The organism is Tritonibacter scottomollicae (assembly GCF_032924845.1).
Classification (GTDB): Bacteria; Pseudomonadota; Alphaproteobacteria; order Rhodobacterales; family Rhodobacteraceae; genus Epibacterium; species Epibacterium scottomollicae.
The window spans coordinates 1010265-1036704 of record NZ_CP136704.1 but is presented as its reverse complement, the minus strand read 5'-3'; the positions used below and the strand labels follow the sequence as shown (position 1 = coordinate 1036704).

29 protein-coding genes are annotated in these 26440 nt (G+C 61.5%); 2 read left to right on the top strand and 27 right to left on the bottom strand.

Going from position 1 to position 26440, the window contains the following annotated elements; genetic code table 11:
• Positions 1–474 precede the first annotated feature (474 nt).
• The 25 genes from R1T40_RS05490 to R1T40_RS05370 all read right to left on the bottom strand — a co-directional run bounded on the left by R1T40_RS05490 (position 475) and on the right by R1T40_RS05370 (position 23188).
• Positions 475–771, bottom strand: coding sequence for a hypothetical protein (locus tag R1T40_RS05490; protein WP_317386171.1), 297 nt, complete (start codon positions 769–771; stop codon positions 475–477).
• Positions 761–1867 carry a restriction endonuclease gene (locus R1T40_RS05485; RefSeq protein WP_317386170.1) on the bottom strand — a complete coding sequence of 369 codons (1107 nt, stop codon included), beginning with the start codon at positions 1865–1867 and terminating at the stop codon, positions 761–763. Before R1T40_RS05485 ends, R1T40_RS05490 begins: the two co-directional genes overlap by 11 nt.
• 744 nt (positions 1868–2611) lie before the next feature.
• The gene (locus tag R1T40_RS05480; RefSeq protein WP_317386169.1) at positions 2612–3559 is read right to left on the bottom strand and encodes an IS110 family RNA-guided transposase; all 948 of its coding nucleotides are present in this window, start codon (positions 3557–3559) and stop codon (positions 2612–2614) included.
• 155 nt (positions 3560–3714) lie between these two features.
• On the bottom strand, positions 3715–4260 hold the full coding sequence (locus R1T40_RS05475; RefSeq protein ID WP_317386168.1) for a hypothetical protein: 546 nt from the start codon (positions 4258–4260) through the stop codon (positions 3715–3717).
• Positions 4261–5009: 749 nt separating this feature from the next.
• Positions 5010–5357 carry a hypothetical protein gene (locus R1T40_RS05470; RefSeq protein WP_317386167.1) on the bottom strand — a complete coding sequence of 116 codons (348 nt, stop codon included), beginning with the start codon at positions 5355–5357 and terminating at the stop codon, positions 5010–5012.
• Positions 5358–5402: 45 nt separating this feature from the next.
• Positions 5403–6179 (bottom strand): peptidoglycan-binding protein, encoded by a 777-nt coding sequence (locus R1T40_RS05465; protein WP_317386166.1) that lies wholly within the window; start codon positions 6177–6179, stop codon positions 5403–5405.
• Positions 6180–6251: 72 nt separating this feature from the next.
• The gene (locus R1T40_RS05460; RefSeq protein WP_106163722.1) at positions 6252–6578 is read right to left on the bottom strand and encodes a hypothetical protein; all 327 of its coding nucleotides are present in this window, start codon (positions 6576–6578) and stop codon (positions 6252–6254) included.
• A gap of 9 nt (positions 6579–6587) precedes the next feature.
• Positions 6588–6995, bottom strand: coding sequence for a DUF4376 domain-containing protein (locus tag R1T40_RS05455; protein WP_317386165.1), 408 nt, complete (start codon positions 6993–6995; stop codon positions 6588–6590).
• Positions 6992–7327, bottom strand: a complete 336-nt coding sequence (locus tag R1T40_RS05450) for a hypothetical protein (RefSeq protein WP_317386164.1) — start codon at positions 7325–7327, stop codon at positions 6992–6994. Before R1T40_RS05450 ends, R1T40_RS05455 begins: the two co-directional genes overlap by 4 nt.
• A 14-nt stretch (positions 7328–7341) precedes the next feature.
• Positions 7342–8385 carry a hypothetical protein gene (locus R1T40_RS05445; RefSeq protein ID WP_317386163.1) on the bottom strand — a complete coding sequence of 348 codons (1044 nt, stop codon included), beginning with the start codon at positions 8383–8385 and terminating at the stop codon, positions 7342–7344.
• Between the two features lie 88 nt (positions 8386–8473).
• On the bottom strand, positions 8474–9379 hold the full coding sequence (locus R1T40_RS05440; protein ID WP_317386162.1) for a hypothetical protein: 906 nt from the start codon (positions 9377–9379) through the stop codon (positions 8474–8476).
• Positions 9379–14181 (bottom strand): phage tail tape measure protein, encoded by a 4803-nt coding sequence (locus R1T40_RS05435; RefSeq protein ID WP_317386161.1) that lies wholly within the window; start codon positions 14179–14181, stop codon positions 9379–9381. Before R1T40_RS05435 ends, R1T40_RS05440 begins: the two co-directional genes overlap by 1 nt.
• A complete protein-coding gene (locus R1T40_RS05430) occupies positions 14182–14430 on the bottom strand; it encodes a hypothetical protein (RefSeq protein ID WP_317386160.1) in 249 nt (82 codons plus the stop codon). It lies immediately after the preceding gene.
• A gap of 68 nt (positions 14431–14498) precedes the next feature.
• Entirely contained in the window at positions 14499–14855 is a 357-nt protein-coding gene (locus R1T40_RS05425; RefSeq protein WP_317386159.1) for a hypothetical protein, read from the bottom strand.
• A gap of 3 nt (positions 14856–14858) precedes the next feature.
• On the bottom strand, positions 14859–15302 hold the full coding sequence (locus tag R1T40_RS05420; protein ID WP_106164118.1) for a phage tail protein: 444 nt from the start codon (positions 15300–15302) through the stop codon (positions 14859–14861).
• A gap of 47 nt (positions 15303–15349) precedes the next feature.
• Entirely contained in the window at positions 15350–15712 is a 363-nt protein-coding gene (gene gp17 / locus R1T40_RS05415; protein ID WP_317386158.1) for a tail completion protein gp17, read from the bottom strand.
• Complete coding sequence (locus R1T40_RS05410) at positions 15709–16188, bottom strand: HK97 gp10 family phage protein (RefSeq protein ID WP_317386157.1); 480 nt, start codon at positions 16186–16188, stop codon at positions 15709–15711. Before R1T40_RS05410 ends, gp17 begins: the two co-directional genes overlap by 4 nt.
• On the bottom strand, positions 16188–16526 hold the full coding sequence (locus R1T40_RS05405) for a head-tail adaptor protein (protein ID WP_317386156.1): 339 nt from the start codon (positions 16524–16526) through the stop codon (positions 16188–16190). The genes R1T40_RS05410 and R1T40_RS05405 overlap by 1 nt, the downstream gene beginning before the upstream one ends.
• On the bottom strand, positions 16526–17098 hold the full coding sequence (locus tag R1T40_RS05400; RefSeq protein ID WP_317386155.1) for a head-tail connector protein: 573 nt from the start codon (positions 17096–17098) through the stop codon (positions 16526–16528). Before R1T40_RS05400 ends, R1T40_RS05405 begins: the two co-directional genes overlap by 1 nt.
• Before the next feature lie 3 nt (positions 17099–17101).
• Positions 17102–18385 carry a phage major capsid protein gene (locus tag R1T40_RS05395; protein WP_317386154.1) on the bottom strand — a complete coding sequence of 428 codons (1284 nt, stop codon included), beginning with the start codon at positions 18383–18385 and terminating at the stop codon, positions 17102–17104.
• A 68-nt stretch (positions 18386–18453) separates the two neighbouring features.
• Complete coding sequence (locus tag R1T40_RS05390) at positions 18454–19047, bottom strand: HK97 family phage prohead protease (RefSeq protein ID WP_317386153.1); 594 nt, start codon at positions 19045–19047, stop codon at positions 18454–18456.
• A gap of 11 nt (positions 19048–19058) precedes the next feature.
• Positions 19059–20372, bottom strand: coding sequence for a phage portal protein (locus R1T40_RS05385; protein WP_317386949.1), 1314 nt, complete (start codon positions 20370–20372; stop codon positions 19059–19061).
• The gene (locus R1T40_RS05380; protein WP_317386152.1) at positions 20372–22207 is read right to left on the bottom strand and encodes a terminase large subunit; all 1836 of its coding nucleotides are present in this window, start codon (positions 22205–22207) and stop codon (positions 20372–20374) included. The genes R1T40_RS05385 and R1T40_RS05380 overlap by 1 nt, the downstream gene beginning before the upstream one ends.
• The gene (locus R1T40_RS05375; protein WP_317386151.1) at positions 22204–22683 is read right to left on the bottom strand and encodes a P27 family phage terminase small subunit; all 480 of its coding nucleotides are present in this window, start codon (positions 22681–22683) and stop codon (positions 22204–22206) included. The genes R1T40_RS05380 and R1T40_RS05375 overlap by 4 nt, the downstream gene beginning before the upstream one ends.
• 142 nt (positions 22684–22825) lie before the next feature.
• Complete coding sequence (locus tag R1T40_RS05370; protein WP_317386150.1) at positions 22826–23188, bottom strand: HNH endonuclease signature motif containing protein; 363 nt, start codon at positions 23186–23188, stop codon at positions 22826–22828.
• A 376-nt stretch (positions 23189–23564) separates the two neighbouring features.
• Between R1T40_RS05370 and R1T40_RS05365 the strand changes: the two genes are divergently transcribed.
• The gene (locus tag R1T40_RS05365; RefSeq protein ID WP_317386149.1) at positions 23565–24356 is read left to right on the top strand and encodes a hypothetical protein; all 792 of its coding nucleotides are present in this window, start codon (positions 23565–23567) and stop codon (positions 24354–24356) included.
• Positions 24353–24925: a hypothetical protein gene (locus R1T40_RS05360; RefSeq protein WP_317386148.1), complete on the top strand. Its 573-nt coding sequence runs from the start codon at positions 24353–24355 to the stop codon at positions 24923–24925. The genes R1T40_RS05365 and R1T40_RS05360 overlap by 4 nt, the downstream gene beginning before the upstream one ends.
• Before the next feature lie 160 nt (positions 24926–25085).
• On the opposite strand, the gene R1T40_RS05355 is transcribed toward R1T40_RS05360, so the two are convergent.
• Together R1T40_RS05355 and R1T40_RS05350 are read right to left on the bottom strand one after the other, a co-directional pair.
• Positions 25086–25823 carry a hypothetical protein gene (locus R1T40_RS05355; protein ID WP_317386147.1) on the bottom strand — a complete coding sequence of 246 codons (738 nt, stop codon included), beginning with the start codon at positions 25821–25823 and terminating at the stop codon, positions 25086–25088.
• Positions 25820–26404: a hypothetical protein gene (locus R1T40_RS05350; protein ID WP_317386146.1), complete on the bottom strand. Its 585-nt coding sequence runs from the start codon at positions 26402–26404 to the stop codon at positions 25820–25822. The genes R1T40_RS05355 and R1T40_RS05350 overlap by 4 nt, the downstream gene beginning before the upstream one ends.
• Positions 26405–26440: the final 36 nt, after the last annotated feature.

Here is a 26440-nt window from a genome sequence, read left to right as displayed (position 1 = left end):
CCCTTCAACCCCAGAATTTCGCCGCGCCTCTCATCAATGACCGCTTTTCACGCGGCTTCGCAGCGGTCGCAGGCTGTGTTCGTAGGACGAAAGACGGACTTTGCAAAGTACACAAACTGCGCGTTGCTGACATCCGTGCTATATGCAGCATGAGGTGGCTCTCCAACAGGAGCGGCGGGAAGCAGTCATCCGCTGCGGCTGCAAAGACGCCTGGCTAAAAGTGAAAATAGCGGACATTTCATGCTCACCTGATTTTGTCCCATTGCACAATACGAGACTCAAATTTCTTTTCACTTGCTCAATTCGTGGCAACAGCAAGAGAAAAGAGATTTTGGCAGCGAAACCGTTTAATGAGGCGCATTTTCGCGGACTTTGGGGGCGTTCAAACCAAACTCACTTCTCGTGACCAGATCACAGGTTTGGCGCAGAAAGTCAAGAACTACAAATAAACCAAATCAGAGCCTCCAGCACGGCTCAATCGTCTAATTCTAGCGCGACTTCTTCCATAACTTCGGTCACCTCATTTTGTGTTTCGGTCAGTGACTGTAAAGCTTGCCTTTCCCAGCGACGAATATCTGCCTGAGCTCGTTTAATCTCTTTCTTGATTTCTTTGGACACCTTTTGTTGGCCAACAATAAGAGATTCAACAGTTTCCTGCTCTATTTCAGAAAACGCTTTGATTGCCGCAATTAAATATTCGGCGGTTCCAATCCCGGGTCTCGACGCCGGTACGGAGGTGGTTCCCTCTCCAATGGTGGTTTCAGTGCTCATCTTCACTTTCCTTTGGTTCTGGTGGTTTTCGCTGAATAAAGTCGCGGTTCTGCAGATGTACTGTAGTTTCCCTTCTAAAAGGAGCGCCAACAGGGGGCGTTGATTTCGCCCTTTCAGCTTCAAGTCTACCACCGGTCTCTAGCCGATCGCGGCGCACCTTCGAACGTTCGGGTTTCGGCTCCTTCGGGGCCTGAGTTCTACATAAAGATTCTAGATACTTAGATTTCTTTAGGCTAGTCTGATATTCATTCAGAATTTCCTTCTCCTTGCTTGAAACGGGGCCACGAGAGTCGTTTCGCAGTCCCAATAAATCGGCAAGTTTTGGCAAGTCCGCGACGTCAACCAAGAGTACTTTGTTTTTTTGTGCTAGCTGTCTGGCGGATCGAGTATACCCACTCTTCCCTACCACTACCGCTGAATCGCCATCAAAAAAGGTTCGCGCCGCGTCCACTTCCTGTACAGCTTTGTTGCCGACGGTGCCGTTGTACAGCTTGCATTGAATTATGCATTTGTGGCTATCAAAAATCGCAACGACGTCTGATCCTTGGTCTCCGCTACCTTGTGTAGCTTGTGCCACCCAGCCATGCTGGTTGAGAACTTCGGCAGTCCAATGCTCAAATTCAAATGGATCCTCAGGTATCGAGTCTATGCACACCCCTTCAATCTCTGTGTTCTCGGCAGTGGAATAGACTGCTGCGACAACATACTGGTAAAATTGCGGAAGTTGCAGAATGTCTTCTGAGACGTCCAGTTCGGGCAAGAGCACATTCTCAAAAAAATATCGAATTGCCTTATCGAATGCTTCAAGCCGGAGTTCGCCGTACTCCCCATAGTAGACCTTCTGACGATAAAGCCGTGCTAACGCCTCCTTGTGTCGATTAGCTACTTCAAGAACCTGTCTCTGAGCTTCCTCCGCGAGTTGTTCACCTCGTCGTCTCGAAGAGATCTTCCAGCCGATAATTAACGCGACCGTTCCCCCAACAATAGCGATTGTTGTAAGGTCGCCCTCAAGTATCTTTTGGCCAACAAATATTGGAACGCCAACAACAATGCCTAAGATAATTAGCCCGAATTCACCTCCGCCACGTCTTGCCACTTGGTTAAACCTGTCCCACTTCTGTGCAATGCGAATACTGTCAAAGCTTTGACCGCTCGCTTCACATTTTTCAACTGGAAATGACCGGAAATCGTTTTGCGAGTAGCTTAACCACCATTCCCCAAGAGGACTACCTTCTGAAGAGCCGAGAATGTGAAGTCTGTGACTTCGCGAATGTCGCCTCTGGGCCGAGAACCCAAACCTGATGAACACAGTTTATCGTGCAAGCATAGGTTTCGGCAGTCGCGTTCAGCTAAATGCTGTCCAGAGGCTGGCACAAGCTGCAACCAGTCCTGTGAGTGCAGCAACTAGTGCGAACCACCCAGTTGCAGTTTGGTACCAAGCCTTCGATGCGGCGTCGGCAATCCGTTTGAGTTCTTCGTTTTGTTCTCTCGCTCGTCCATCTGCGGGCGAACTATGCGGCGGTCGCATCATTGGAATTCATCTTTCGATCAGAGTGCAGATAACGAAAGTTGAATCATTCAGTGTGATTTGGCAATGTCTTGTGTGGATGGCTCCCGCATAGCAAGTCGTAAATGATCTCGTGTACCTTTTCAGAAGCGGTCTTGTGTCCGGCCTGTTTGCGCGGTTCACACCGCTGGCCCTGATGGGATCCGCAGATCAGGTTCCTATCTGCTTTGCGGGCAATTGCGCCCGGGTCATTCGGCGGAGCGTCCTGATCGTTGCGGCTGAAGTGTACACCATCACATCGTCGGTCTTGCTATCTCACTGTTTCTGTACGTCTCAAGCTGTGTGCGGGCGGTAGGGTTCGTTCCTGGTCAGCACCGCCCACATGATCCGTGCCGTCTTGTTCGCCATGGCGACGGTCGCGAGCCGGGCCGGCTTTCTCTGCAACAGCTTCGTCAGCCAGGGATCTGCACGCTCGGGATGATTGGTGACCTGCCGCACACGCGATGTCATGCCGACGACGATAAGCTGGCGCAGGTACCGATCGCCCATCTTCGTGATCTTTCCCAGCCGCTCCTTGCCACCGCTGGAGTGGTTGCGCGGTGTCAGACCAAGCCACGCCACAAATTCCCGCCCACTCTTGAACTGGTGACCCGACCCGATCGTAGCGGCGACGGCCGAGGCGGTCACCGGTCCGACGCCGGGAATGGTCTGCAGAAGTTGCGCCTGGCGGCTGAGAACTCGCAGAACGTCTTGGGCGAGCTCGGGTAGCCCGGTCTGCTTGCCCTCGATGATCCCTTTCGCAAAATCGATGGCCCGCGCGACGCCCCGAGCGATGGTGATCCCGAACTCCGCGGCCAGGCTTCGGAGCATGTTGATCAACTGGGTGCGCTGTCGAACCACGAAGTCTCGTGCGCGATGCAAAGAGAGAAGCGCTTGCTGGTCCTTCGACTTAATCTCGACAAACCGCATCGTCGGTCGCGTCACGGCCTCGCAAATGGCTTCTGCATCGACCGCGTCGGACTTGCCCCGCTTCACGTAGGGTTTGACGTACATCGGTGGCATCAGCCGGACAGTATGGCCGAGCTTCGTAAGCTCACGGCCCCAGTGATGGCTCGATGCGCAAGCCTCGATGCCGATGAGGCAGGGCGCTAGTCGCTCGAAGAACGCCAGCACCTGCGCCCGCCGCAAAGGCCGATTGAAGGCAACTTCTCCGGTCTCGGTAACTCCGTGGACATGGAAGATGTTCTTGGCCAGGTCGAGGCCTACAGTGGTAACTTGCATGGGGTGGTTCCTCTCAATTGCAGATTCTGACACCTGCAGTATGGCGCATTGCGACGCCGGGAGCGGGAGCCATCCACCCCATCTGCTTTTGGGACGCTGCGACGCAGCGATGGCTAGCCTCATGAATGTCCACAATGGGCCGGACACAACATCTCCTATCCCAGGGAGGCAACCAGCGACCTCAAGCGCTTGAGTTGACGAAAAAGGCGTCTTGCCCACGCCAATAGCATCAGGCCTCCAAAAAATATGCAGATGGATGCCAGGAACGTGTCTTGTCGATAAGGAGGAGCAATAAAGGGCAGCGCACACCCGAAGAAAAGTAGGTTAAGCCCTGTAGCTCGGAGTAACCTTTGCTCGAAGTCAGATCTGAAAATCCGTCGGTATATGTCCTCTTTTTCAAGCCCTTGATTTCGAAATTTCATAATCAGATCAAAACTCGGGACGCTGAAAAGCTTGGTAGACTCCAGGGTAGACTTAACAAGCGATCCAAGAGCATCAACTGCCGCACCCAAAGAGTAGCAGATCGCGACAAAAACAATGCCAACCGGAGCTATAGCAGCATCCAATTTCAAGATGGTTTCAATCGAAGAGGAGGCTGTTGCTTCCAGGGGCGGGCAAAATAAAACTCCAAGAACAATGAGGGCCTGAACGCCAATGAAGAGAAGTTCAATCTGCAGAGAGGATGTTTTTAGCTTATCCAAATTTGCGCCCAAATCTAAATTTAATTCACTCTAACCTGCCCAGATTTTTCGTTCGATGCTGGACTGACGCCTGCGTAATCGGCTTCTCGGCCTGCTGCAAGAGTGTGATACCACGACGTGTGAACCGCCCCAAGCTTACTGGCGTCCTATTTCTGGGTTTTTTCGCGGCCTTCCGTTCTGCTTCCAGTGCTGCATACATGTTGGTCGCAACTTCGAGTGGTGGGATATTCGCGATGACTGACGTCTGTCAGCCCTCAAATGCTGTATACTGGCTCGGAGGACCGGTTTGCGGAAGCTGCGCTGCAGCGAAAGCCACCCTCATGTATGACGCCTTAGCCCCGCCTCTCCTCCGTTCCGCCCGCTATCGGCTCAAGTGCCGAAGGCCCCGCGCTATATGGCAGGGCCCTCGTCGCGTGGGTGTATGAAGTCCACGCATAGTCCGGGAGGGTATAAGTCCCGTAGCTTCAGCTTGCACGCCGCAACCTTTTGGCACCAGTTAATAAACCGCAAACAAAAACAGACAGCGATACAGACTGGCCCGGCAATCAGTGAGGATCAGTCAGGTCCGCGCCTTCGCAACGGGTTCCTGTTTTCGAAGGAAACCCCAGCCGTTGCAGGCGCAGCATTCATGTACCACGCCGCTCCGGCTGGTCTCCTTCCCATGCCCATGGCAAGCCGGACAGACCTTCGCCGAGGCGCTGCAACCCCGCCGGCTGAGCGAAGGCGGGGTGGCAGCGGGTGTCGACCGCTTAGTCAATGTATCGCTGGATGAGACCAGCCAACTTGCTGCGCGCGAGGTTCGACAGAACGCTGTCGTCTGGCCCGAGGCGCAGGATGGCGTCGGGCACAGACCTTTTGGCATGCTCCACGGCCTCGCGGATCAGAACCTCCGCCGCTTCATTCGGCCCCCGCTCAACACCGGCGCGAATGCCGCTCATCAGGGCACTGTGCAGCGCCTCGCGGTGGCGGGCCTCGATATCGAGCCCCCAGCGCTGTTTGGCCGTATGGGCGGCGCTTCCGATGAGAGCGGTCAGAAGCACACTCAGGCCGCTGAGCGCGACAGGCAGCAACTCCTGGAGAATATCATTCAGGTTCATGGGTTGGTCCTTTTCAGTTTGAGAGATGAGAATGCCGATCCCCGATCAAAATCGGAGAAAGGCCAGGAAACGCCGCAGCCAGCTGACGCGCGGTGCAGGCGATTTGGGTTTGGGAGAGACATCGATTGGCGGCAGCTGGCGCAGCGCCTGGTGCAGTGCGGCGCGGGTCTTTGGTCCGCTCACCCCGTCCACCGTCAGCCGCGCCGCACGCTGGAAGGCCCGCACATCTGTTGGGCCATGACCGAGCAGAACCAGCTGCGCCCTTTGGGTCCAGTCCCGCCGCTGAGCGTAGTGGTTGTATCCGCCGTTCACCTTGTAGGTGATGCGCTTCACGTCACCCTGATCGGCGAGCGCATTGAGGCCACGGGTGGTCCAGTACCAGAGCGCCACCAACCCCTCCCACGGATCGGTCAACACCGCATCCGGGTCCGCCTCAAAGTCGGGTGCGGTGTGGTCGATCCCACGCGCCCAAGCGGTGAAGGCGCGATAATTCCACCGCCCGGTGATCTGGATGGGACCGCGCCCGCGCAGCAGATACCCATCGCCATCCCGCTCCGGCGTATTGCCGAGATCCGTGCGGATGTCATATCGCGCCTGCGCAGGCGTCGGCCCCCATAGCTCGCGGTCAAAGCGGAACGCCCCGCTTTCCACCAGCACCTGCCCCAGAAGGCAGGCAACCCTGTGCCGCCGCTTCAGGCCAACGTCGCTGCCGTAGGCATTCAGCGCCTTCAGGAACGACACCGCGTTGTCTGCCTGCGTGCTGCCTTTCGGGATCTTTCCGGTGATTTTCTGCAGGGTGTCAAATGTCAGGATTTGCATCATGCTGCCTCCAAAGAAAAAGCCCCGCTCAAGGCATGCTTGGCGAGGTGTGAACGGTTTGATTTTTTGCGGGGTTTAGCGGATCGGCAGGCGCTCCATGCGCTCCAGCCGGTTGTCGATCTTGTTGAGGGTGGAGAGGATCAGCGACAGGCGCTCATCCTGACGGGCGAGGCTTGTTTCATTTGCGCGCACACGCCCGGTCAACGCGGTCTGCCGCGCCTCTGATGCAGTCAGGTCGACCCGCAGCCCGTTGATGGTTTGGGCAAGGCTTTCGGTTTCTCCGCGCAGTGTCGCGACCTGCAAACCGACCCAGAGCCCCGCGCCCACCAGCCCACAGGCGACGGTCCAGGCAAGCGACTTGTTCAACGTGATGCCGCGGTCGCTGTTTTCGATCATGGTCATGTCCTGTCCTCAGTTTGCCAGCGCCGCGCCGAACGCCGCAGCCACGTCAAAGCCCGCCGGATCACCCGCCGCTTCGATCTGCGCGGCCACTGTGGCCTCGGCGGCAAAGCAGGCCTGAATGTGCTGCACCACGGCTTGCGCCGCCGCCTCGACCTGCGGCTTGGTCAGCTCGACAAAGCCGGTGGGTGTTTTCCACGCCAATGGCGCGCTGATCATGCCCTGCTGCAAGGCACTGACCGCACCGGAGAGCGACAGCCGCGTCGCCTCATCGCCCGGCACTTGCAAGCCACCCGGCAGCACCACGCCTGCCACGGAACACTGCCAGCGAATGTCGGCGAGCTTTGCCAGCGCCTTGGCCCGGTCCTGTTCGATGCGCGCGGTAGCGGTGACCACTTTGGAAAAGTCGATATTGCTCATGCTGCACCTTCGGATTCATCAGTTGGGGCCTGCGCCACCTCATAGGGCGGCAGCGGTACTGGCCCGTCGCCGGCCAGTGTCACTGGCTGCGGAAAGCGGGTTTCCACTGGCGCGTCCGCACCATGGGGCAGGATCAGGGTCAGGTGGAGCGTGCCGCTTTCGCGGGTGACATCCGAGGCCAACCAGGCGCAGGTCACCGCCTCGCGGGGCAGCACGTCGCCCTCGGACAATGCGGTGAAGTCGAACGCCTCGCCGTTGAGGGTCAGCACATCGCCCTGCCGGGTTGCGTTCAGCGCCGTGTCGCAGCGCGTTGGAGTGAATGAGATTTGCATGCTGTGATGCTCCTTTAGAACCAGCGGCCAATCGCCGTTAAAACCACGTCGCCACAATTGGCCGACACAAAGGGTGAGACTGCGCCCATCCGCACGCTCCACTGAGAGGTATTGGAACTCACCGCGTGTATGATCCCGTTTGGAAACAAGTCGCCGCTGATGCTTGCACCGACCTCAGAACCTAGCGCGAAGGACGCAGGCAATCCAAAAGAGTAGGTAACTGTGCGATGGAGGCCGCCTTGTTCAGACGAAGAGGAGCGCGACCCAAGACCAACGTATCTCGTGCAGAGCTGCGTGCCATCGGCAAAGCGTACATACTCGCCGTTTGCATTGCTGCCGCGCTCGATCACCGCGCCCGTGGGCGTGCCGCCGCTTTCGGAGACCATGCCAAGAAGGTTGCCCTGGCCGTAATGAGCGGACCACGCGCCCCATACGCCACCTTGTTTCTGGCGCAGGCAAGAGAAGTTGGCCGCAAATGCGATCTGGGTTGTTTCGCTGTGAGGATCAGCGGCTGCACGGCGTATCTGCAACAGGTTAAAAGCAGCAAGGCCCGGTGGTAGTGTGCCAGTGGAACCACCCCGGACACGATACAATCCACTTGGCATCGAACCGGCATCGTCAATATCGCCGATAAATTCGATCATTGAGCTACCCAGCCCAAACGCGCCCACTTTCATCAGAAGATCGGCGGTTGGATCCGTCAGGCTGGCCTGCACCGCCGCGCCGGAGGCACGACCGGTGCTGTCGAACTCGATAGCCTCCTGATTACCTGCCATCAGCGCCAGCCGGGAACTGCCCGCAGCATTGCCGATGGTGGTCTTGTTGCCCTCGGTCTGCACATAGAAGTTCGACGCCACGCCGTCGCGGAACCTGGCCAGCACGCCGGGCGCGCCCAGCACCTCCAGATCGGTGAACTTCGCCGCTTCCGGATGGGTCAGCCCCACGGAGACGCCATTGATCGCGCCCTCGATGGCGGTGACGTTGTTTTCAAGGAAGTCGATGAAGGCCAGCAGCTCATTGCGATGGGTGACCGCGAAGTGCTGGAACAGCGCATACATCTTGGCGTCAAAATCCGCCTCCGGCGTACTGCGTTTGGGGATTGGGGGAAACGGCGAGAACCCGGGAATGCTCATGAGGGAGTGTCTCCTATTTGAGGGTTTTGATGATCAGGGGGAAGACGGACTCGCCGGCCACATCGATGGGCTGGCTGTGGTCATCCACAAACCCCAGCCCCTCGATGCCGTAACCCGGCCCGTCGCCCGAGAGATAAAAAGCGGTCGCAAGCCCATCCACTTCGGCCACGATATCCATCACCCGCTGCGCCTGATGGGTGGGCACCAGCAGCGACAGATCGACCTTGCGGGTGGAGCCGCGCTTCACCAGGATCTCATTGCCGAAGTCGTCATAGCCTTTGCGGCTGTGACTGACGAAGCGCACGCTGGGCAGGTTCAGCACCCGGCCCAGCAGGTTGTTGCGCCCCAGCACGATATGGCCCACCTCGGCCACACCACCGGGGGCATCGATGGTGATGTCGATCCGGTGCCCGAGATAGCCCGGAAAGCCGTTCACCACCTTCTGACGGGCATAGACCACGCTGCCAAAGAACCAAGTATAGGCGCTGACCACATGGCCCGCGTCCACCATGGCAAAGCGCTGGTCATAGATCCGCGCGCCCCCATCCCAGACCTCGATCCGCACGCTGCCGGCGGTGAGCCCAAACAGCGCAATCGCATCGCAGTCCTGCGCCGGCACGATCGAATAGGTGATCCGATCCGCCTGCCGGGCGGTGTTGGAGCGGTTCTGGTCAAAGGCCCGCCAGCGGTTGGTCACGCTCAGCTCCAGCCAGGTGCTGCCATCATCCAGCGTCGGATCCTGCCCGGCGTTGCTGTCGATCACGCTTTCATAGATCCGATGCGTGTCCGTGGAGATCACCCGCGCGCCGGCCTCATAGGTCTCGGTCGCGCTCCAGTCGGGGTGATCGTCCTCCGGCACATTGGTGGCAACGAGCTCGGCCTCGGTGACGGCCATCGGGGAGAGGATGTTGAAGTCCATCAGCGCCGCTCCCCCGGCAGACCCGCCTCATCCCAGCCATCGAGATGACTGGCAATCCGGTCCACCAGCATGCGCACCACCTGCCCCTGCGCCACCACATGGCGGGTCAGATCTTCCACCCCCTTGGCCAGCGGGCGATTGTCGAGCATCGCCACCGACTCCGCGTGGCTGTGAATGCGCGAGGGGCCGGTGGTCTCGATTTCCCAGCCCCGCTCGCCAACAATCCGCGCGCCGCCCTGATGGGCGCCGCCCCGGGCAAAGGCTGGAATGCCGCCGAGATCCCGGATCTGCGCCCTGAGCTGCTCGGCCTGCGCCGCATTTTGGCCATAGCGCCGATTATAAGCGCCGATCTGTGCCTCCAGCCCCTCTGCCCCCCGAAAGGCCGCACGGAACCCGGCCAGATCTGCCCCTGCCCCATAGGTCAGATAATCCGCATCATAGAGAATGCGGCCAGACACATCCGAGAGCCGCAGCTCCGCATCCCGCCCGCCGCTGCGGGTCAGGCTGACACCAGTCTGGCGTTCCAGTGCCTCGATCTGGCTGACGATCCCTGCCGCCTCACTGCGATCTGACAGGCCAGCGGCCAGCCCCTGACCTTGTGCCTGCAGGCTGGCCAGCTGGATCTGCGTCTCACGCGACACCCGATCCGCATCAACCGCCGCACGCAGCTCCCCCAACATGCCTCGCAACCGCTCCATGGGCTCGACCAACTGGCCCGTGCGATCAACGAGATCGCCAAAGACATCATCCGCCTCCAGCACCACGCCGCCACCAAAGGTCAGCCGGCCACTGCCATTGCCATCACCAATCAGCCCGGCAATCTCGGTGAGCTGCGCCACGGTCTCCGCCCCGCTGCCGGTGAGCGCCACATTGATGCGCCGTGACAGGTTTGCCGAGCGGGTCAGCACCAGAGCGCGGGTGTCGGGGTCGAGATCCCGGCCCAGATCCAGACGCAGGCTGCGACGCACGTCTGCCGCCGTGGTCAAGGCCAGCCTGCGGGTGGCCTCATCGAGATCCGCCCCCAGCACCAGATCCAGCGTTGCCACATGCTGAGACAGGGCATGGGTGGCAATCCAGCGATCCGCCGCGCTCAGATCATCGCGCCGGAGGATAAAGTCCAGCGTGGTGCGAATGCCGGTGTCAGCCTGTTCCACCAGGTCCCGCAGCCAGACCGGGGCGTTGTCATCCAGCGTCACCGCCACATCCAGCGCCCCCACCAGATCGTCATAGCTGAAGGCCTCGGCAGACTCGATGGCGTCCTGCAGGGCCGAGAGTGAGCTCTCAAAGGCCGACACCGTGCCATCCCAATCCGCCGCCAGCGCCTGCACCCCCTCGCTCAGCTCCGCCACCTGGTCACCGGTCAGGCTTTCCAGCTGCAGGAAGTGGCCCAGCGAGGTCAGCACATCGATCTGCTGCTGATAGAGACCGGCCAGCACCTCATCATTGCCCGCCTCCAGATCCGCGATCCCGGCAGCACGGGCCATGCGCGCCTGCACCTCGGCGGCAATCCGGCGATACTCCAGATCAGATCCCGCCTGGTCCCGGGCCGTGCGCAGATAGGCCCGCGCCAGATCCGGCAGGCCTGCCGCCGCCTCGGCATCTCCCGCCTCGACACCTGCAAAGGCCGCATCAAGGCGGGCCCGCTGCACCGCCTCCGACTGGCTGCGGCTGGCCGCACTCAGCTCGGTGTTGACCAGGTCCGACACGAAGCCGCGCAGACTGTCCGCCGTGCGCCGCCACTCCTCTGCGGCGGCGCGGGCCGCGCTGATCATGTCGCGGGCGGCATCGATCTGAACGCCGATCTCGCCGCCAACCTCATCCGCGAGGCCCGCCAGCTCCGCCGTGAAGGCGCCAACCTGCGGCAGCACCTCATTCATCGCCCCCGAGAGGCGCAGCAGCTCTGCATAGAGGCTCTGCCCGCCCTCGGTGGTCAGATCGAGGCTTTCGACCATCTGGCGGAAGCCATCGCGCGAGGTCGGCATGGCAATGCCGAGGCTTTCGAACTCATCCCGCAGGCGGCGCAGAACGGCCTCGCTCTGCTCTGCCTCGGTATAAAAGCCAGCGAAGTAGGAGGTGACCGAGGCGGAGAGCTGATCCGCGCCGCCAAAGGCCTCGACCAGATCAGAGGCCAGATCGGCCCCGGCCAGCGAGACATCAAAGGCGGCACGGCCCAGAAGATCCATGGCGTCATTGACCGCCACCAGGCTGCCCGACAGGCGCGCCAGCGTCTCCGAGGCACTCTCCCCGCTGCGGGTGAACGCATCGGTGCCCAGGATCAGATCCGCCATCTGATTGGAGGCCGCAGCCATGTGATCCGCGATGTCCTGCTGGATCTGTTCCTGCGTCCGCCCCGAGGTCATCACCGAGAGCGTGTAGCCCTCGAAGTCCGCCAAAGCGTCAGAGCCAAGCCCCAGCGCATCCGACATCGACAACAGCCCGGTGGTGATCCCAGCCACCTGCTGATCCAGCGCCGCATCCAGCCCGCCATCGAGAGCGCGATGGACGTTCTTGTCACTGCGGAACCAGCCGCCCTTGTAGAAGTCACGGGAATAGCCATCAAAGCCGTCCGCCCCCACCGTGCCCTCCAGCGCGGAGAAGGCGAACTTGCGGCTGAAGGCCTTCTTCAGAAGTGCTGCACCGCCAAGCACAATGCCAAGCGCCGGGAGTGCCGCGCCGATGGCGCCCAGACCGCCGGACGCGCCGGAGAGCAAACCCCCGAGGTTGGCAAAGCTCGATCCCAGCCCGCCACCGGAGAGCACCCCGCCAAGGCCAGATCCCAGCCCGCCGAGGATACCACCGCCGCCACCCAACAGCCCGCTTGCCCCCTGCCCCAGAATGCCCGACAGCAGACCGCCGCCGCCCCCGGCACCACCGCCAAAAAGCCCACCTGCGGCACTGGCTGCTGAGCCTACCCCCGAGAGCGACAGCCCCAGGGCGATGCGGATCTGGCTCTTGGCAAAGCTGGCCGCAAGATCCGCGAGACCCCGCTTGGCCGCGTCTTTGATCCCGTCCCACATGCTGCGGAAGTTGCGCAGACCACCTGCGATCCAATCGCCAAATGAGCGCGCCACGCCATCCACGGCAGAGGACAGCGGCCCGCTCATCTCCTGCCCCAGATCCTCTGCCGCCTCGGTGGTTTTGGACAGCCCCCCGGCCACGCCACCGCCGGATCCGTCATCCAGCGTCTCGCCAAGACCATCCAGAGAGCTGGCAAGCGCATCTGCGCTGTCGTCGCCCTCGGACAGCTCAGAAGTGGCGCTGTCCATCTGACCGGACAACCGCTCCATCGCCGCCCCGGCCTGTTTGAACCCCTCCTTGAGCTTGCCGCCGGCTTCCTTGCGCAGCCGGATCATCCGACCCTCCAGCGTGCTGGCGGCAAGATCCAGCTCCATCACCTTGTCGATGGCTCCGTCAGAGGCGTCGCGCAGGCGTTGCTGCACATCCGACAGCGCCGGAATGCCATGCATCCCCTCCGACAGCGTCCACAGGAAGGTGCCCCAGCTCAGGGACAGATCCTGCACCATGCGGGTGAACCCCGCCTGCACCCGCGCCCAGATCGCCGCAAGCGCCGGGCCAATCGCGGTGGCGCTGGTCTGGATCCCCTGCCAGACGCCCGCTGCAAGATCGCCAAGCGCGCGCAGCGCCGCGCCCCAGCCGCCGGTGGCCACCACCAGCTGATGGAACTTCATCGCCAGGTAGCCAGCCCCCACCACCAGCGCCCCAATGCCGGTGGCAATCACCGCCCCGCGCAAAAGCAACAGCCCGCGCTGCAGGCCCTTCATGGCAAGGCTGGTCACTGCCGCCTTGGTCGAGGTGGCCCCAAGTGCCACTTCCAGCGCAATGGCCGACTTTGCCGCCGCCGCAAAGCGCAAGGGCGCCAGCGCCACGGTCGAGATCACCCCCGCCATCGCCACACCCAGCGGCGCGGCCACCTTCAGCACCAACCCCAGCGCCAGCGCTGCAGGCCCCACCGTGCCGACAATCAAGGCGCTGGTGGCGAGGAACCGTTTGGTGCCATCCGACAGACCGTTGAACCAGGTCGCCACATCCGCCACCCGGTCGCTCAGCCCCTGCAGCGCCGGCGCCAGCGCGACGGTCACCTGGTTGGCCAGACCCCGGCCCGCAAGGCTCATCCGCGACAGCGCGTCATTGGTCAGCTCGATCTGATCCGCATCCACCTCGGAGATTGCCACGCCAAAGCGGTTCACATCCTGCGCCGCCGTGCGCAGTGCGGCGCCATCCACGCGGGTGAAGATCAGGCCCGCCCGACTGCCAAACAGCTCTGATGCCACCGCCGCGCGCTCCGCCTCCGGCACATACTCCGCCAGGGCGCCCTGGATCTGTTCCAGCCGCTGATCAAGCGGCAGCGCCTGCAACGCGGCGGCACTCAGGTGCAGCCGGTCCAGCGCCTTGGCCGCCGCCCCCGTGCCGCCCGCCGCCTGGCTCAGGCGTTTGGTCAGCTGGATCGTGGCCTGCTGCACCTCGCCCATCGAAACACCGGAGAGATCCGCTGCCCGCTCCAGCACCTGCATCGAGGTGACAGTGGTGCCCAGCGATTGCGCCATCTTGGCCTGCGCATCCACGATTTGCAGGCTGGAGCGCACCGCCATGGTGGCGGCAGCCGCCATCGGCACGGTCAGGCCAAGCGCCATGCGCCGCCCCGACCGTTCCATCCGCCCGGCCAGCCGCACCATGCGGCGCTCCACCGTGCCCATGGTGGCCTTGGCCCGCTTGGCGCCCGTCTCAAAGGCGGCGGAATCCATGGAGAGCACGCCCCGCAGCGCGCCAATAACTGCCGACATCTACGGCCCCTTTTTACTCTCGAAGTGCATGTTCATCAGACCGGCACGCAACTGTTCCAGCTCCTGCGCAGGGTCGGTTTTGCCCCGGCCCTTGCGGCCCGCGGCTTTGGTAAAATCCGGCATCTTCCTGGGATTGTGGAACGCGTGACTGACCAGCACGCCAAGCTCCTGGTTCAGCACCCGGCGCGCCTCCACTTGCGCATCCTTGGCCCGGATCCGCGCACGGGTGATGAGGTCGTATTCCTTCAAGGTGACCGCCTCAAAGCGCTCGTGGTGCAAGCCCAGCTCACACCACGACGCAAACAGCGCGCTCCAGTCTACGCCCCCGCCGGGGGGCTGGCCTTTCCCGCTGTCTTCTCCCCGTCGCCCTTGTCCGAGGGCGGCGGGAAGGCCTTAGCGATGGCGTCGCCCACAAACGGCACCACCTGGCGCGCACCACCGGCGGCATCGACCAAGGCAATCGCCTCCTCGCGCGCAACCCCGGCGCCATTGTCGAGCCCCGCCGACAGCGCCGAGACCAGCAGGCGCACGCCGCCCTTGCCCTGGATCAGATCATCCAGCAGCACATCAAAGGCCTTGCCGTTGTTATCCTCTTCAAAGCGCATCAGCGCGCCGGTGGTGAAGCGCAATTTATGGGTCGTTCTGCCCTGCTTCAGTGTTGCCGCTGCAATCATCCCTTAGCTCCCTTTGGTCCAGCTGATGAGCCCGGTGGGGCGCAGTTTGAGATCCGTCATCAGATCTCCCTCATGGTCGACCGAGGGCACCGAGGGGTTCACGAAGGCCTTGTAGGCAAAGACATCCCCCGTGGTGGCCTGACCCTCCATCATGGGCAGCTTCACCCGGAAGAACACCGGCTTGCCGGAGGCCTTGTAGCCGGCGGCCAACTCGTAAAGCGCGGCGGAATAAAAGCAGCTGAGCGTCAGCTCGCTGGTATCGGTGAGGCCCACGCCCCATTCGCGCGACCGACCGGGGCTGTCGAGCGAGGTGCGATCCCGGTATTCCGGGTTCTCCTCGGGGATCCCCACCGTCTTGCAGCCCTTGATGACGACAAACGTCGCCTCTTCTCCATCCGGGGACCATTCAATGTCCGCCAGATCGCCTGCGATGACATTCTCTGCCATGGCTCGTCCTTTCATACTGTTTGGGAAGTGCCGGTTTCCCGGCCAGATCAGGCGCGGTAGCGCACCTGCACATCCAGCATTTGCAGCCGGATCACATCGCCGCCGGTCTCCTGTGTGGAATCCCGCCGGGAGAGTTCTTTGATGCGGATCACCGATCCGCCGCGATAGTCGGTGAGTGTGGTGGAGACCTCGCGCCCCAAGCTCAGCAGCGCGCCATACGTCTTGGCCGCAACATTCACCTGCACCCGCGCGGTCTCAAGATCCGCGCGCCCCTTGAGCGAGTAGCGCGTCACCGTGGAGATCCGCTGCAGGGTGATCCGGGGAAAGCCCACATCCCTGTCAAACGCGCCCCAGACCACCGGCGCCCCGAGAGTCTTCAACAGATCCTTCAGCTCCCGTTCCATGCTCATCTGCCTGCCCGCGCCGCCTTGCGCCGGGCGCGCTCCACCGCCCGCTCGATCTCGCCCCAGACCTCGCGTTTGAGCGTGGCGAGCATCTGCGCCTGATTGGCGTCCCAGGCCGGGCGCAGGAACGGACGCGCTGCCATCCGCCCCGTGCTGCGCCCGGTGGAGGATTGGACCCGGATCCCGGTGCCAAACTCATAGAGATGGGCATGGGGTTCACCGTCGCCTGCCGCATCAACCGGGCCGACATAGAGCACCACCTTGCTGCGCCCCCGGTCCTGGCGCGACTCACGTTTTTGCCGCGCGGTCAGTTTGGAGGTCACCGCAACCGTAAAGGGCGAGGCCGCGTCTGCCATCTGCGCCACCGGCTTGAGGCTCTTCTTCATGGCGCGGCGCATCACCCCCTTGGCGGTGCCACGCGGCAGGGCGGCCAGCGCGCGCTCGATGTCGCCCGCGCCCTCGATCTTCATCTTGACGCTCATCAGGCGACCTCCGGGATCTTCCAGGCGGTGATCTCGATCTCTCCTTTAAAGCCGCGCTGTTTGAGGCCGGTGATCTGCCAATCCGCGCCGTCAAAGCGCAGCCGATGCGCGCCGGTGATCTGCACCATCGGCCCCGACCACAGCACCCGGAACCGCGCATCGCTGCGCTGTTCCACCGCCGCCGCCCGGAGCCGCTCGCCATCGCTGACCGGCTCATAAGCCGCCCAGCGATAAAACAGCACGTCCCAGCCGATAATGGCCTCTTCGCCCGCATCATTCTCGGCGCGCCGTGCCTTGAGAAAGAGAATGCGGCGATCCCGTTCGGTGACCTCTGCCATCACCGCCACCAGCTTTTGAAGGGCGCGATCAGCCGCGCGATCGACAGCGGCACCTCCGCCGGCGTGCCCTCGAACACCACCGGCTCGCGCGCCTGGTAGAGATGGGCCGCAAACAGCAGGATGGCATGGCAGATCGGCTTGGGCACATCAGCCGCCGCACCAAAGCCGGTCTGGTAGCGCACCCTGAGCGGCAGCGCGCAGCGACCCGGGCGCGGCCAGCTGCGGGCACGGACATAGAACCGCCCGCCCAGCTCAAACAGCTCCGGAGTTGCCACCTCTTCCCAGATCCCCGCCGGAGTGAAGACCTCGATCTGCTCCACCGCAGTCACCGGCCCGAGGATCAGCTCAACCGAGCCACCTGCGCCGGGCACATGGGGGTAGCTCTGCTGCCATTGCTGGCGGACCAGCGCGAGGCCCAGCTCACCATCATCGCCATCAAACTGCGCCACTGCCACATCCAGGCACTGTTGCAGGTGGCCATCCTCTTCGCCCTCTTCCAGCCGCAGATGCGCGCGCAGTTGGGCGAGCTCCACCGGCGGCTCCGCCGGTGGGACAAGACGATCCATCGCCATGGATCAGGCCGCTTTCATCTGCAGGACTTTGATGGCCTTGGTCTGCGCCGGCGCGCCGTCAATGCGATGCACGCCCATGATGCCGAGGTTGGGGAAGAACTTCTCGCGCGCCACGCCCAGCAGCGGATTGCCCACTTTGCGCACGTAATATTCCGAGAAGTCACCGTAGGCGATGGGCTTGGTGCCGGCGCCGATCTGCGCCATCGCCTGGTTGAACGACACGGGCCGCCCATTGAGCGTGGCCGGCACCCCCTTGGTGACATCGCCATCGGACCAGAGATAGCGCCCATTGCCGTCCTTGAGCTTACGCAGCGCCTTCACCGACTGGTCATGCATCTGGTAGCGCACCTTGGGACCGCCGCGATAGGCCGGGTCAACGGAGTGCTCCAGATCAAAGATCTCATCAAAGGTGATGGCATCCGTGGCGGTGGCAACATGGCCCACCGGCGCTCCGGTGACAAAGCCCAGCGGTTGGTTGTTGCCGCTGCCGGTGGTCAGCCAGGCATTGCCCTTGCGCCCGATGCGCTCCCCGATCAGCTTGCCGAGCAGCGGCTCAAATCCAAAGGCGGAATCCTGTGCCAGCTCAAAGGACCATTTGATCCAAGGCGTCACCAGCGCATAGGCCAGCAATGTGGTCTTGCCCAGGATGATGTCGCCGCTGTCATCATCAACACCCTCATCGCCCTCGGCATGGGGTTTGGCCTCCTCTGCCGTGTCATCCACCGTCGGCAGATCAAACGGCGCGCCATTGGCCAGGTTGATCTCGGTGGCAATCTGACCATCCATCATCGGGCCATGGGCTGCGGCGGCGACATTGATGAAGCCCGCAAGCGTGGTGGGCACCAGAAAGCCGCCCTGCGCCCCGGTTCCCGAGGTCTGCGTGCGCACTTCCCGCGCGCCACCCCGCAGGGCCGCCCGTGCCTCGCGATCCATCTCCGACAGATCCGCACCATTGGCCAGGTACTGGCGGAACGCCTCGCGATATTCCTCGCTCACATCCCCCTCGGGCTGGTGGCGGCTTTCGTCCTGGCCGGGGCGGTTCTGTTCCCGCTGGGCGCGCTCTTCCTGCTCGCGGCGCTCTTCAGCCTCCCGCTGGGCGGTCGCGGCGCGCTCCTCGCGATCCGCATCGCGCACCAGCCCGTCATACTGATCCATCAGCGTGTCAAACTTGTCATTGGCCGCGCGGGCCTCTTCCGCCGGCGTCTTGTCGGTGATCCCGTCGCGCAGGCTGGTGGCCTCGGTCAGGACGGTTTGCGCCTGTTCGCGCAGTTCTTTGATCTTGCTCATAATACCCTCATGGATGTGATCTTTTTGCGCTTGCCCAAGGCGCGGGACAGGGCAATGACCGGCGCCCCTCAGCGCAGGCCAGACAGACGCCCGCGCATCTGCATGCGGCGGCGACACAGCTGCGCGCCCCCGCCCAAGGCTGCCGCCTTCGAGCGCAGGCCGATCTCGGTGCCCTGGTAGGCGGGGTCGGTCACAATCGAGACATCAAAGAGCCGCACCGAGCCAATCGAGCGCAGCGGGTGATCGCCGCTCTCGTCCCAGGTCTCTTTCTCCGCAATGAAGGCAAAGCTCATCTTGGAGAGATCACCGCGCCGCATCTTCGGCAGGATCCGCTGCACGTCCGGGTCCTGCGGATCCAGCTCGGTTTCCACCCGCAGGCCCCGCTGATCCTGCGCCAGCATCAACGTGCCTGAACTGGTGCGCGCCAGCGGCAGGCCCTCGTGGTCGATCAGGAAGGTGACATCGTCGCGCCGGTCCAGCGCCGCGCTGAAGGCGCCGGCCTCCACCACCTCTTCCCAGCCCCAGCGATCCAGCGGGCCGATGGCGGTGCGCTCGCCAAACACCGCCGCATAGCCGGTCACGGCCAGCGCTTGTCCTGTGTCTTCGCGCAGCTCTATTGGCGCGACGGCGCAGTAACGCACCTCGCGTGTGGGGTCGCTCATCTGAGCCTCCGTCAGTTTGTGTGGGTGGTCTCGTCCCCGCCGTCCTGGTCGTCAGGGTCGTCGGTGGTGGTGTCGTCTGTTGGTGCGGCCGCCGCCTGCGCCGCCGCGCCCTTGGCAAAAGCCTTGCCGGCCAGTTCAATCGGCACGGTTGCGCCCTGCACCAGAAGCACATCGCCCCCGGACAGAGGCGCGCGGTTTTCCAGTGCGCGGCCCTCGTTTGGTGTCATCAAGCCGTTTTGGATCGCCTTCACAATCGCCTCGATCCGGGTCTTGAAGTCGCCCCGCATGATCCCGTCGAGGTTCAGCTTCACATAGCGTTTGGAGCCGCGCCCGAAGATCTTCAGCGTCAGCTCCTGCTCGAACTTCTTCACCCAGCGGCGCAGCGTGTGTTTGACCAGGTGAAGATCCTGATGCTCGATATTGTTGTAATTGCCCTTGCTCAGCTCCTGCAGGAACACCGGCGGCAGCTGATAGATCCGCGCCACCTGCCCCACCGCAAACACCTGCACCGAGGTCAGCTGCATCTTGTCCGGATCATCGCCAAGCCGCTTCAGCTCATGCCCCGCCGGCAGCGGCAGCACCGGCTTGCTTTCATCCGCCGCCCGCCGCGTCACCTTCATCAAATCCGCCGCCGCCCGCATCATCTCCTTGGCCGCCTGGAACGGGCCGGTGAGAATATAGGGCGGCACGCCATTCTTGCCGAAGACCGTCAGCGCATAGCGATTGGCATTGAGCCCCTGCCGGATGGCGCTGGCGCAGGTCATCACCGGATTGTGGCAACCCACATGGTCCGGTTTGAGCAGAAAGGCGATGTCGATCACATCCCGGCCCGGATAGGTCTTCACCCGCCCCGAGGGCTCCCGGTAGTCATAGAACAGACGCCCGCGATCCTTGCGCACGGTGGTGCGGTGATACTCCATCGGAAACAGGTTGATCACCCGGCCCTGGCCATTGCGCTCGATGTAGGTATAGGCGCGACCCGGGCCAAAGACCTCGGCAAAGAAGGTCTCCCGCCAGCTGAAGGAGGTGGTGCTGTCATTCACCGCCGCACTCAGCACATCCGCCACCCCGCCCGTGATCTTCTTGTCGCCGCCCTCATCGCCCGTGGCCTCAAAGACCTCGATGGGCAGACCGGCCATGGCTGCCGACAAGAAGTTGATCGCCGCCCAGATCCCCGGCAGCGACAGCGCTTCGCGCATAGTCACGCCCTCGCCCACCGCGCCGGTCAGCATCTCGGCGATCATCCCCTCGCCGCTGTCCACCACCTCGGCGCGCTGTTCCGGCTGGTCTGCGCTCTCGGCCCCCGCGCGACGGCGCCATCCCATCAATCCCACAGCACATCCTCCAGAGAATAATCCTCATCGCCCCAGGGCGACTGTTCCGTTCCGCCGCGCTCCCGGCACAGTGCAATCCCCGCCGACATCGCCAGCGAGACCATGCCGTCGATGCGACCATGGGCCTTTTCCTTGTCAAACATCCGATGCCCGGTGCGGTTCTCCGCGTAAGTCACCGAGGCCGCCATACTGTCCAGCATCGGGTTCTGCGCCACCATCTGGCGCCCGTCGTAGATGGCGTTCTCCAGCTTGTTGATGGAATCCGGCATCCACAGGTAGATCTCGACCTCCTGCCCCGGGTTGGTTGGATCCGGTACCTTGTCCAGCACCCGTTTCTGGAAGCCCTGCGGATGCACCTCCGTCGGCAGCACCAGCCCCTTTTCCGTCAGACTGTCCTTCAGGCGTTCCAGCCCGTATTGATCGCAGGCAATCACCTCGGGCTGATAGCGCGAGGTCAGATCCGCCAGCGCATCGGCCAGCCAGGGGTATTTGAGCCGATCCCCCGGCACCGCCTCGATGAAGCCCTGCTGCACCCAGAGATCATAGGGCGCCTGATCCCGCGCCGACCGCTCCATCAGCGTGCCCTCCGGCGTCCAGAACCAGGTCTTTGAGACCAGACGCTCGGCGTCCTTGGTGGCATCCAGCACCCATGTGAGTGTCAGCGCCGAGAAGTCGCGCACCTGGCTCAGATCCAGACCGCCAAAACAGGGATAGCCCTGCGCGGTCAGCTCTTCGGGATCCACCTCACCATGACAGGCCACCCAGGCCTCGCGCCGGATCGCTGCCGTCACCGATTGCGTCCACTGGCAAAAGTGCAGCCGCGCAATCCCGTTGCGCTTGCCCGGCATCATCTTGGCCTGGCTCACCACCTTGGTGAGGTATTCCTCATCAATGGTCACCCCCAAGAGCGGGTTCACCTTCACCCAGCAGCTGGGATCATTCTCCCAGTCATCGCCTTCATCCAAAGAGCATATGAACGCGAATGTGCTGTCATCGTCGACCGCGCCGGTGACGACATTGACGCCATGCTGATGCTCTTCCCAGCAGATCGATTTCTTGTCGGTGCCGGAATTGGTCGCCATGCACAACAGCGGCTGTTTGCGGAACTTGAAGCCCCGTTCCAGCATGTCGATCACATCCCGGTTGGGATGCTCATGCACCTCATCGGTGAGCGCACAATGCGGACGCGGGCCGGATTGCGCTTTCTCTGCCGAGAGTGGTTTGAACTTGCGCTTGTCGCCACCGCGCCCGCGATAGGTCATCTGCCAGACGGGGTTTTCCCCCTGCTGCTGCACCGTCCGCTTCAGCACCGGCGATTGATCCACCATCGCCACCGCATCCTGGAACAGGATCCCCGCCTGGTCTTTCTTGGCCGCCGCCGCATAGATCTCGGCGCGCGGCTCATTATCGGCCACCATCATGTACAGGCCGATGCCGCCCAGCATGGGCGACTTGCCGTTGCCCTTGCCTTCCTCATCGTAAAACCGCGTGAACCGCCTGAGCCACGCCCCGTGTCGGGCGCTGTAGTGCTTCCAGCCAAAGAGCGAGCCAATCCGGAACGCCTGGCTGGGGTGCAGCTCAAAGGGCCGCCCCTCGAACTGCCCGCCGTTGAGCCGCAGCACCTCCGGAAAAAACCGGATCGCCCGCAGCGCCGCCGGCAGATCCCATTTGAGCCCGCGCTTGGGGCCCTCGATCAGGTCGCGCAGGTGCCGATCCGCCGCCGCCCGCACATAAGGACCGGCCACAACCTCGCCCGCCTGCACCGCTTGCGCCCAGGCTGTCACTGGATCCTCGCTTTCAGAGGTCCGCGCATGTGTCGCGCTCACGTCAGGTAGCTCTCGGGTCCATTGGGATCAGGAAAGCTGAACCCCATCTGCCCCGCCCCCGACAGGCCCCGCTCCGCCGCCGGCGTCATGCCGAAGTCATTGGCCAGCCCGCGGATCTGGCGGAAGGTCTCGTTGAGCTGCGCCACCTCGGGCCGCGCCTTGATCTGGACCCCGTTGCGCGTCTCGCTTTCATAGGTCTCGCCGGTGTCTTCCAGCTCCAGTGTCAGCCGCTCATGGCGCACCACCGCCGCACAGAGCTGGCGGAACATGAACACATTGGACGGCTTCAGGCGATCCACGGTTGGATGGCACAGCGGCAGCGCCAGCCGGTCAAAGGTCCAGCGCAGCTCGCCCGTCAGACCCTCGGGCCGGATCTCTTCCAGGCGCATCCGCGCCCGCTCTTCCAGATTGTGAAGCGGCGCGCCCTCTTCCGCGAGAGCAACAACCTTTTCCTCTGTCGGTCTGCGCCCTCGCATATCCCGGTCAACTCCTTGTTCATGTGGCTTTTTCTATTCAATTTCCACTTCGCGCAGAAAAAGGCTCCCCCTCCGGTTGCCACCGCATCCGGAATTCCTTCAGACCCTCCCCCCGGGGTGGATGAGCAGCCGCCCCGCCGCGTCAGCGGTTGGCGGGATGCTGTGGATCCACCGGCCAGCCATCCGCGCCGCGCTCTTGTGAGTACCCGCGCGCCTCCAGCCGTTGTTTGTTCTGATCATGGTCATCCGGGCACAGCGTCTGCAGATTGCCTGGATCCAGAAACAGCGCCTGATCGCCCCGGTGTGGGATCACATGATCCACCACCAGGCGGCAGCGCTTTGGGTTCTGCTGGCGCGTGCCGGAGGCCGTCAGCGTGCCGTCATTGACGATCCCCCGACGCAGGCACGCCCGGCACAGCGGCTCCCGCGCCAGATGCTCAGGCCGCAGCCGACGTCGCCACGCCGACAGGTTGTACAAATGGTGATACTCGCTCCGTGCCGTCATACCATACCCCCGGAACGCAAAAGCGCCCGCCGGTTTCCCGTGGGCGCATTTAGTGATGATGCATATCTACTGCCATAACGGTGAGGTTGGCGTCAAGGGGGATCTACGGTTTCGTCTATTCTCCAATCCACCCTCAAAAGATCACCCTTCTGTGCCAGCATTTCTATGCGAAGAGAGGGCGGCGATAGGGCGCTTACCGAAGCCTTCGAGGTTGCCGACGAAGCAAAGGTTCACAAAAAGAGATGAGTTCTCCTCGGAAAACGCTAGCAGCAACAACGCAAAGAACCACACGACTTCAGCTTAACCTACTGACAAGAAACGGAACACTCATTCAATCGACAGAACTTCAGTTGTGAAGTCGTGGTTGAAGCAAGCCTTGAAAAAGGTACTGCAACTGCGCAAAATCATCGCCAGCAAGGCATACATAGGAGCTGCAATGAAGCTGCGGGAGTCTTTTTTAAAGGTGGCTGTCTTTCAGAGATGGCTAACCGGGGGTGCAGCCATAGGACTGCTTCTGTTGGTGCTTGATAAGGCTTGGGACCAGAAAATCAGCCGTGAACAAGCTGCACTACAAATGAAGCAAATGAACGAACGGCAAAAAATAGAAGAGGAAAGGGAGTTAAGAAGAAATGAGTTAGAAAAGCGCTTGCACGAAGAAAGACTTCAAGCATTACGAAGGCAAGAGCAAATAGTTGCGAGCCTCCTGCACGAATCAAGCCCTGTCAGTCAGCAAGGTAGCTTTAACACTCCCGAAGAAACTCCGAATGATATCAATAGCTCCACTCCCCAGTTAAATGTAGCGAACCAGCCCTTACCAGAAACAGAAGAGGGGAGCACAATCAATAAACCCAAATCAAATCCTCCCCAATCACCTGCCTCCCAAGATGACGCCATATCCATATCAATCAAAGGAATATTCGAGGGGGAAAAAATAGACATTTGCGGATATAAAAACTTCTCAGTTAAATCACTTGATGATGGAACAAGGTTCGAAATCGCGACTGAAGACAGAAAAATGCCGAACCGAAAATTCACTGGTTGGCATAGAGTAGTTCCATCCCAAACCTTAACTCAGATCGCACCGCTATGCAGTATTTCCATTACATCAGAAGTGGTCGCCGGGAACCAAATAATATACTTTGAAATAGTAGAAGGATCTAACACATGATAAAGTTAACTGCATTACTATTTTTCATATCATTTTCTGGATATGCGTCAGCTTGCGAACAGTACAACTCGATCCCGATGGAAGAGTTGAAAGAATACAGAGATAAACTTACAGAAGCTGGAGCCGATCCTTTTGACCGCTTGTTCGCATTCGAAAAGCTAGTCTGTTCGGACAAACCTACAATTAGAAGTTTCGCAATTGAGGCTGGAATGAAGACAGCTAGCGATGACATCATTCGGCACGAGATCTTATTGCAAGCAATACTCCAAAGAAAGCAGATTGTTGTAGAGCTAATTTCCACAAATGCGAACAAGAATCAGAAGAAGTACATCGATAGAATGGGTGGTGCACTGCTGGTGACTGTAAGAGGAAAATTCCCAGAAGAAGGATGCGTTTCTTGGACCAACGAGGACAAGTGCGAGGGGTGGTTCTTACATATCTCTGGAGGCAAAGCTACTCTAAACGGTAATGGTTATGATGGTTTTTTTGAACTATCAGAGACAGGGAAGCTCCTTGGCTATGTGCGATATAGTGGAGTACGAATCCCTGCGAAGATCCCTCTGAACTAGCGTTAGCAATTGTGTCTTTATTCATGGTGAAGGCTACCTCTGGGCTGCCTTCACATCTATGCTCCACCACGAGTTCATTCAATTCAAAACAAGTATGTTATCAACGACATCAACGTCAGAACGTGGGGCAGAAACGGCGTCAAACTCAAAGGCATCTCAGTTATCTCATCCTCACAATCCGCTCAAGCAACTCTGCCAAGGTCAGCCCAACAGCCCCAACCGTTTGCCCCCAAACACTCCAACCATGCGCCCGCAGGACCGCGCTAATCGGCTTGTCCTCCAGGCACACCATATCCACCAGCCTCCGATCCGTGATGTTCACGCGTGAGCCGCGCTTGGACGGGCGGATCTTGCGCACCGCCATGGCCGTACTGGTGCCGATGCGCCTGCGGATCCGCTCGATCTCTTCGCGATCTCGCAGCACCGCATCGACGAAACTGCCACTACCGCCACCGCTGCTGCGGAGTGCCTCGACCGATGAGCACCGGACGCCAGCACAAGCGTGGCGCTCCACCAGATCCCGATAGTACCGCCCCGCCGCTACCTGCTCGCGGGTGAAGGGCGCGGGCTTACCGTTGCTGGCCGCCTTGGCCGTCATCACGTCGAACACATCCGCGCGCTGCATTGCCGACCGGCCACGATAGCCCGAGGGTCGCGCGACCCAGTCGTCTTCGCCATCAGGGAACAGGCTCATCGGCTGGAACACACGAATCGCACCGCGGGCCGGTGCCTCGGGGATCGCATCGCCGCAGACCTCGGGCACATAACCCCGCGCTTTCACTGCCTCGACGCGAACAGTTTCAGCCTGCAGGCGCAGCTGGCGTGCCGCCATGAACTTTGCCACCGGCGTCAGATCCGCCACGCCATCAGATGCCACGATCACAACATTCTCGCTCATGCTGCTGCACCTCGCTGCGCCTGGTCTGTGATCTCCCGGCATTTCTGCAGCGCTTCAGACCGGTGGACTCGAAAGCTCTCATCTTCGAGTGACAACCGATCCCCACGCCCTAGGCGCATCTCGATATCCGCCATCCGGCGCACAGCCCCATCCGCTTCATTTCGGATCTGGGTGACGGTGTAACGCCCCGGCCATTCCCGCGCCCCACGCAGATAGCGCAGCAGCTCCGGAGCCCAGCCCCCAGCCAGCGCCTCTTGCCCAAGGGCGTGCCCAAAAACCTTCAGCATCAGCGGCGACGGCCCACTCTCCGGCGGTTGGATCGCCCGCGCCTTGTTCAGGATCTTCAACCCAATCGGAAACCGATCCTTGTCCCGACCGCCGGGATGAGCCTCCACCCAATCCCGCAACACCGCGAGGCTGCCCGGGGTCAGATACGCCAGTTTCTGGCGCAGCTCGCTGAGCATCACCGCAAACTGCGCCTTGGTAAGGGTCGAGGGCCGCGCTAGCCCCAGCGCCTCCAGCGGCGTGATCAGCATGTCTTGCACCCGCTTCTCTCCGGCGGCCTGTTGTTGCTCATCCATCTCTGCACCTCTTTTCTCAGCAAATCCGAGTTATCC

Bases quoted from the DNA above. Each gene is read 5' to 3' on its own strand.
- R1T40_RS05490 (WP_317386171.1), bottom strand. From the start codon at position 771: ATGAGCACTGAAACCACCATTGGAGAGGGAACCACCTCCGTACCGGCG.
- R1T40_RS05480 (WP_317386169.1), bottom strand. From the start codon at position 3,559: ATGCAAGTTACCACTGTAGGCCTCGACCTGGCCAAGAACATCTTCCAT.
- R1T40_RS05470 (WP_317386167.1), bottom strand. From the start codon at position 5,357: ATGAACCTGAATGATATTCTCCAGGAGTTGCTGCCTGTCGCGCTCAGC.
- R1T40_RS05465 (WP_317386166.1), bottom strand. From the start codon at position 6,179: ATGATGCAAATCCTGACATTTGACACCCTGCAGAAAATCACCGGAAAG.
- R1T40_RS05460 (WP_106163722.1), bottom strand. From the start codon at position 6,578: ATGACCATGATCGAAAACAGCGACCGCGGCATCACGTTGAACAAGTCG.
- R1T40_RS05455 (WP_317386165.1), bottom strand. From the start codon at position 6,995: ATGAGCAATATCGACTTTTCCAAAGTGGTCACCGCTACCGCGCGCATC.
- R1T40_RS05450 (WP_317386164.1), bottom strand. From the start codon at position 7,327: ATGCAAATCTCATTCACTCCAACGCGCTGCGACACGGCGCTGAACGCA.
- R1T40_RS05445 (WP_317386163.1), bottom strand. From the start codon at position 8,385: ATGTATGCGCTGTTCCAGCACTTCGCGGTCACCCATCGCAATGAGCTG.
- R1T40_RS05440 (WP_317386162.1), bottom strand. From the start codon at position 9,379: ATGGACTTCAACATCCTCTCCCCGATGGCCGTCACCGAGGCCGAGCTC.
- R1T40_RS05435 (WP_317386161.1), bottom strand. From the start codon at position 14,181: ATGTCGGCAGTTATTGGCGCGCTGCGGGGCGTGCTCTCCATGGATTCC.
- R1T40_RS05425 (WP_317386159.1), bottom strand. From the start codon at position 14,855: ATGATTGCAGCGGCAACACTGAAGCAGGGCAGAACGACCCATAAATTG.
- R1T40_RS05420 (WP_106164118.1), bottom strand. From the start codon at position 15,302: ATGGCAGAGAATGTCATCGCAGGCGATCTGGCGGACATTGAATGGTCC.
- gp17 (WP_317386158.1), bottom strand. From the start codon at position 15,712: ATGAGCATGGAACGGGAGCTGAAGGATCTGTTGAAGACTCTCGGGGCG.
- R1T40_RS05410 (WP_317386157.1), bottom strand. From the start codon at position 16,188: ATGAGCGTCAAGATGAAGATCGAGGGCGCGGGCGACATCGAGCGCGCG.
- R1T40_RS05405 (WP_317386156.1), bottom strand. From the start codon at position 16,526: ATGGCAGAGGTCACCGAACGGGATCGCCGCATTCTCTTTCTCAAGGCA.
- R1T40_RS05400 (WP_317386155.1), bottom strand. From the start codon at position 17,098: ATGGCGATGGATCGTCTTGTCCCACCGGCGGAGCCGCCGGTGGAGCTC.
- R1T40_RS05395 (WP_317386154.1), bottom strand. From the start codon at position 18,385: ATGAGCAAGATCAAAGAACTGCGCGAACAGGCGCAAACCGTCCTGACC.
- R1T40_RS05390 (WP_317386153.1), bottom strand. From the start codon at position 19,047: ATGAGCGACCCCACACGCGAGGTGCGTTACTGCGCCGTCGCGCCAATA.
- R1T40_RS05385 (WP_317386949.1), bottom strand. From the start codon at position 20,372: ATGGGATGGCGCCGTCGCGCGGGGGCCGAGAGCGCAGACCAGCCGGAA.
- R1T40_RS05375 (WP_317386151.1), bottom strand. From the start codon at position 22,683: ATGCGAGGGCGCAGACCGACAGAGGAAAAGGTTGTTGCTCTCGCGGAA.
- R1T40_RS05370 (WP_317386150.1), bottom strand. From the start codon at position 23,188: ATGACGGCACGGAGCGAGTATCACCATTTGTACAACCTGTCGGCGTGG.
- R1T40_RS05360 (WP_317386148.1), top strand. From the start codon at position 24,353: ATGATAAAGTTAACTGCATTACTATTTTTCATATCATTTTCTGGATAT.
- R1T40_RS05355 (WP_317386147.1), bottom strand. From the start codon at position 25,823: ATGAGCGAGAATGTTGTGATCGTGGCATCTGATGGCGTGGCGGATCTG.
- R1T40_RS05350 (WP_317386146.1), bottom strand. From the start codon at position 26,404: ATGGATGAGCAACAACAGGCCGCCGGAGAGAAGCGGGTGCAAGACATG.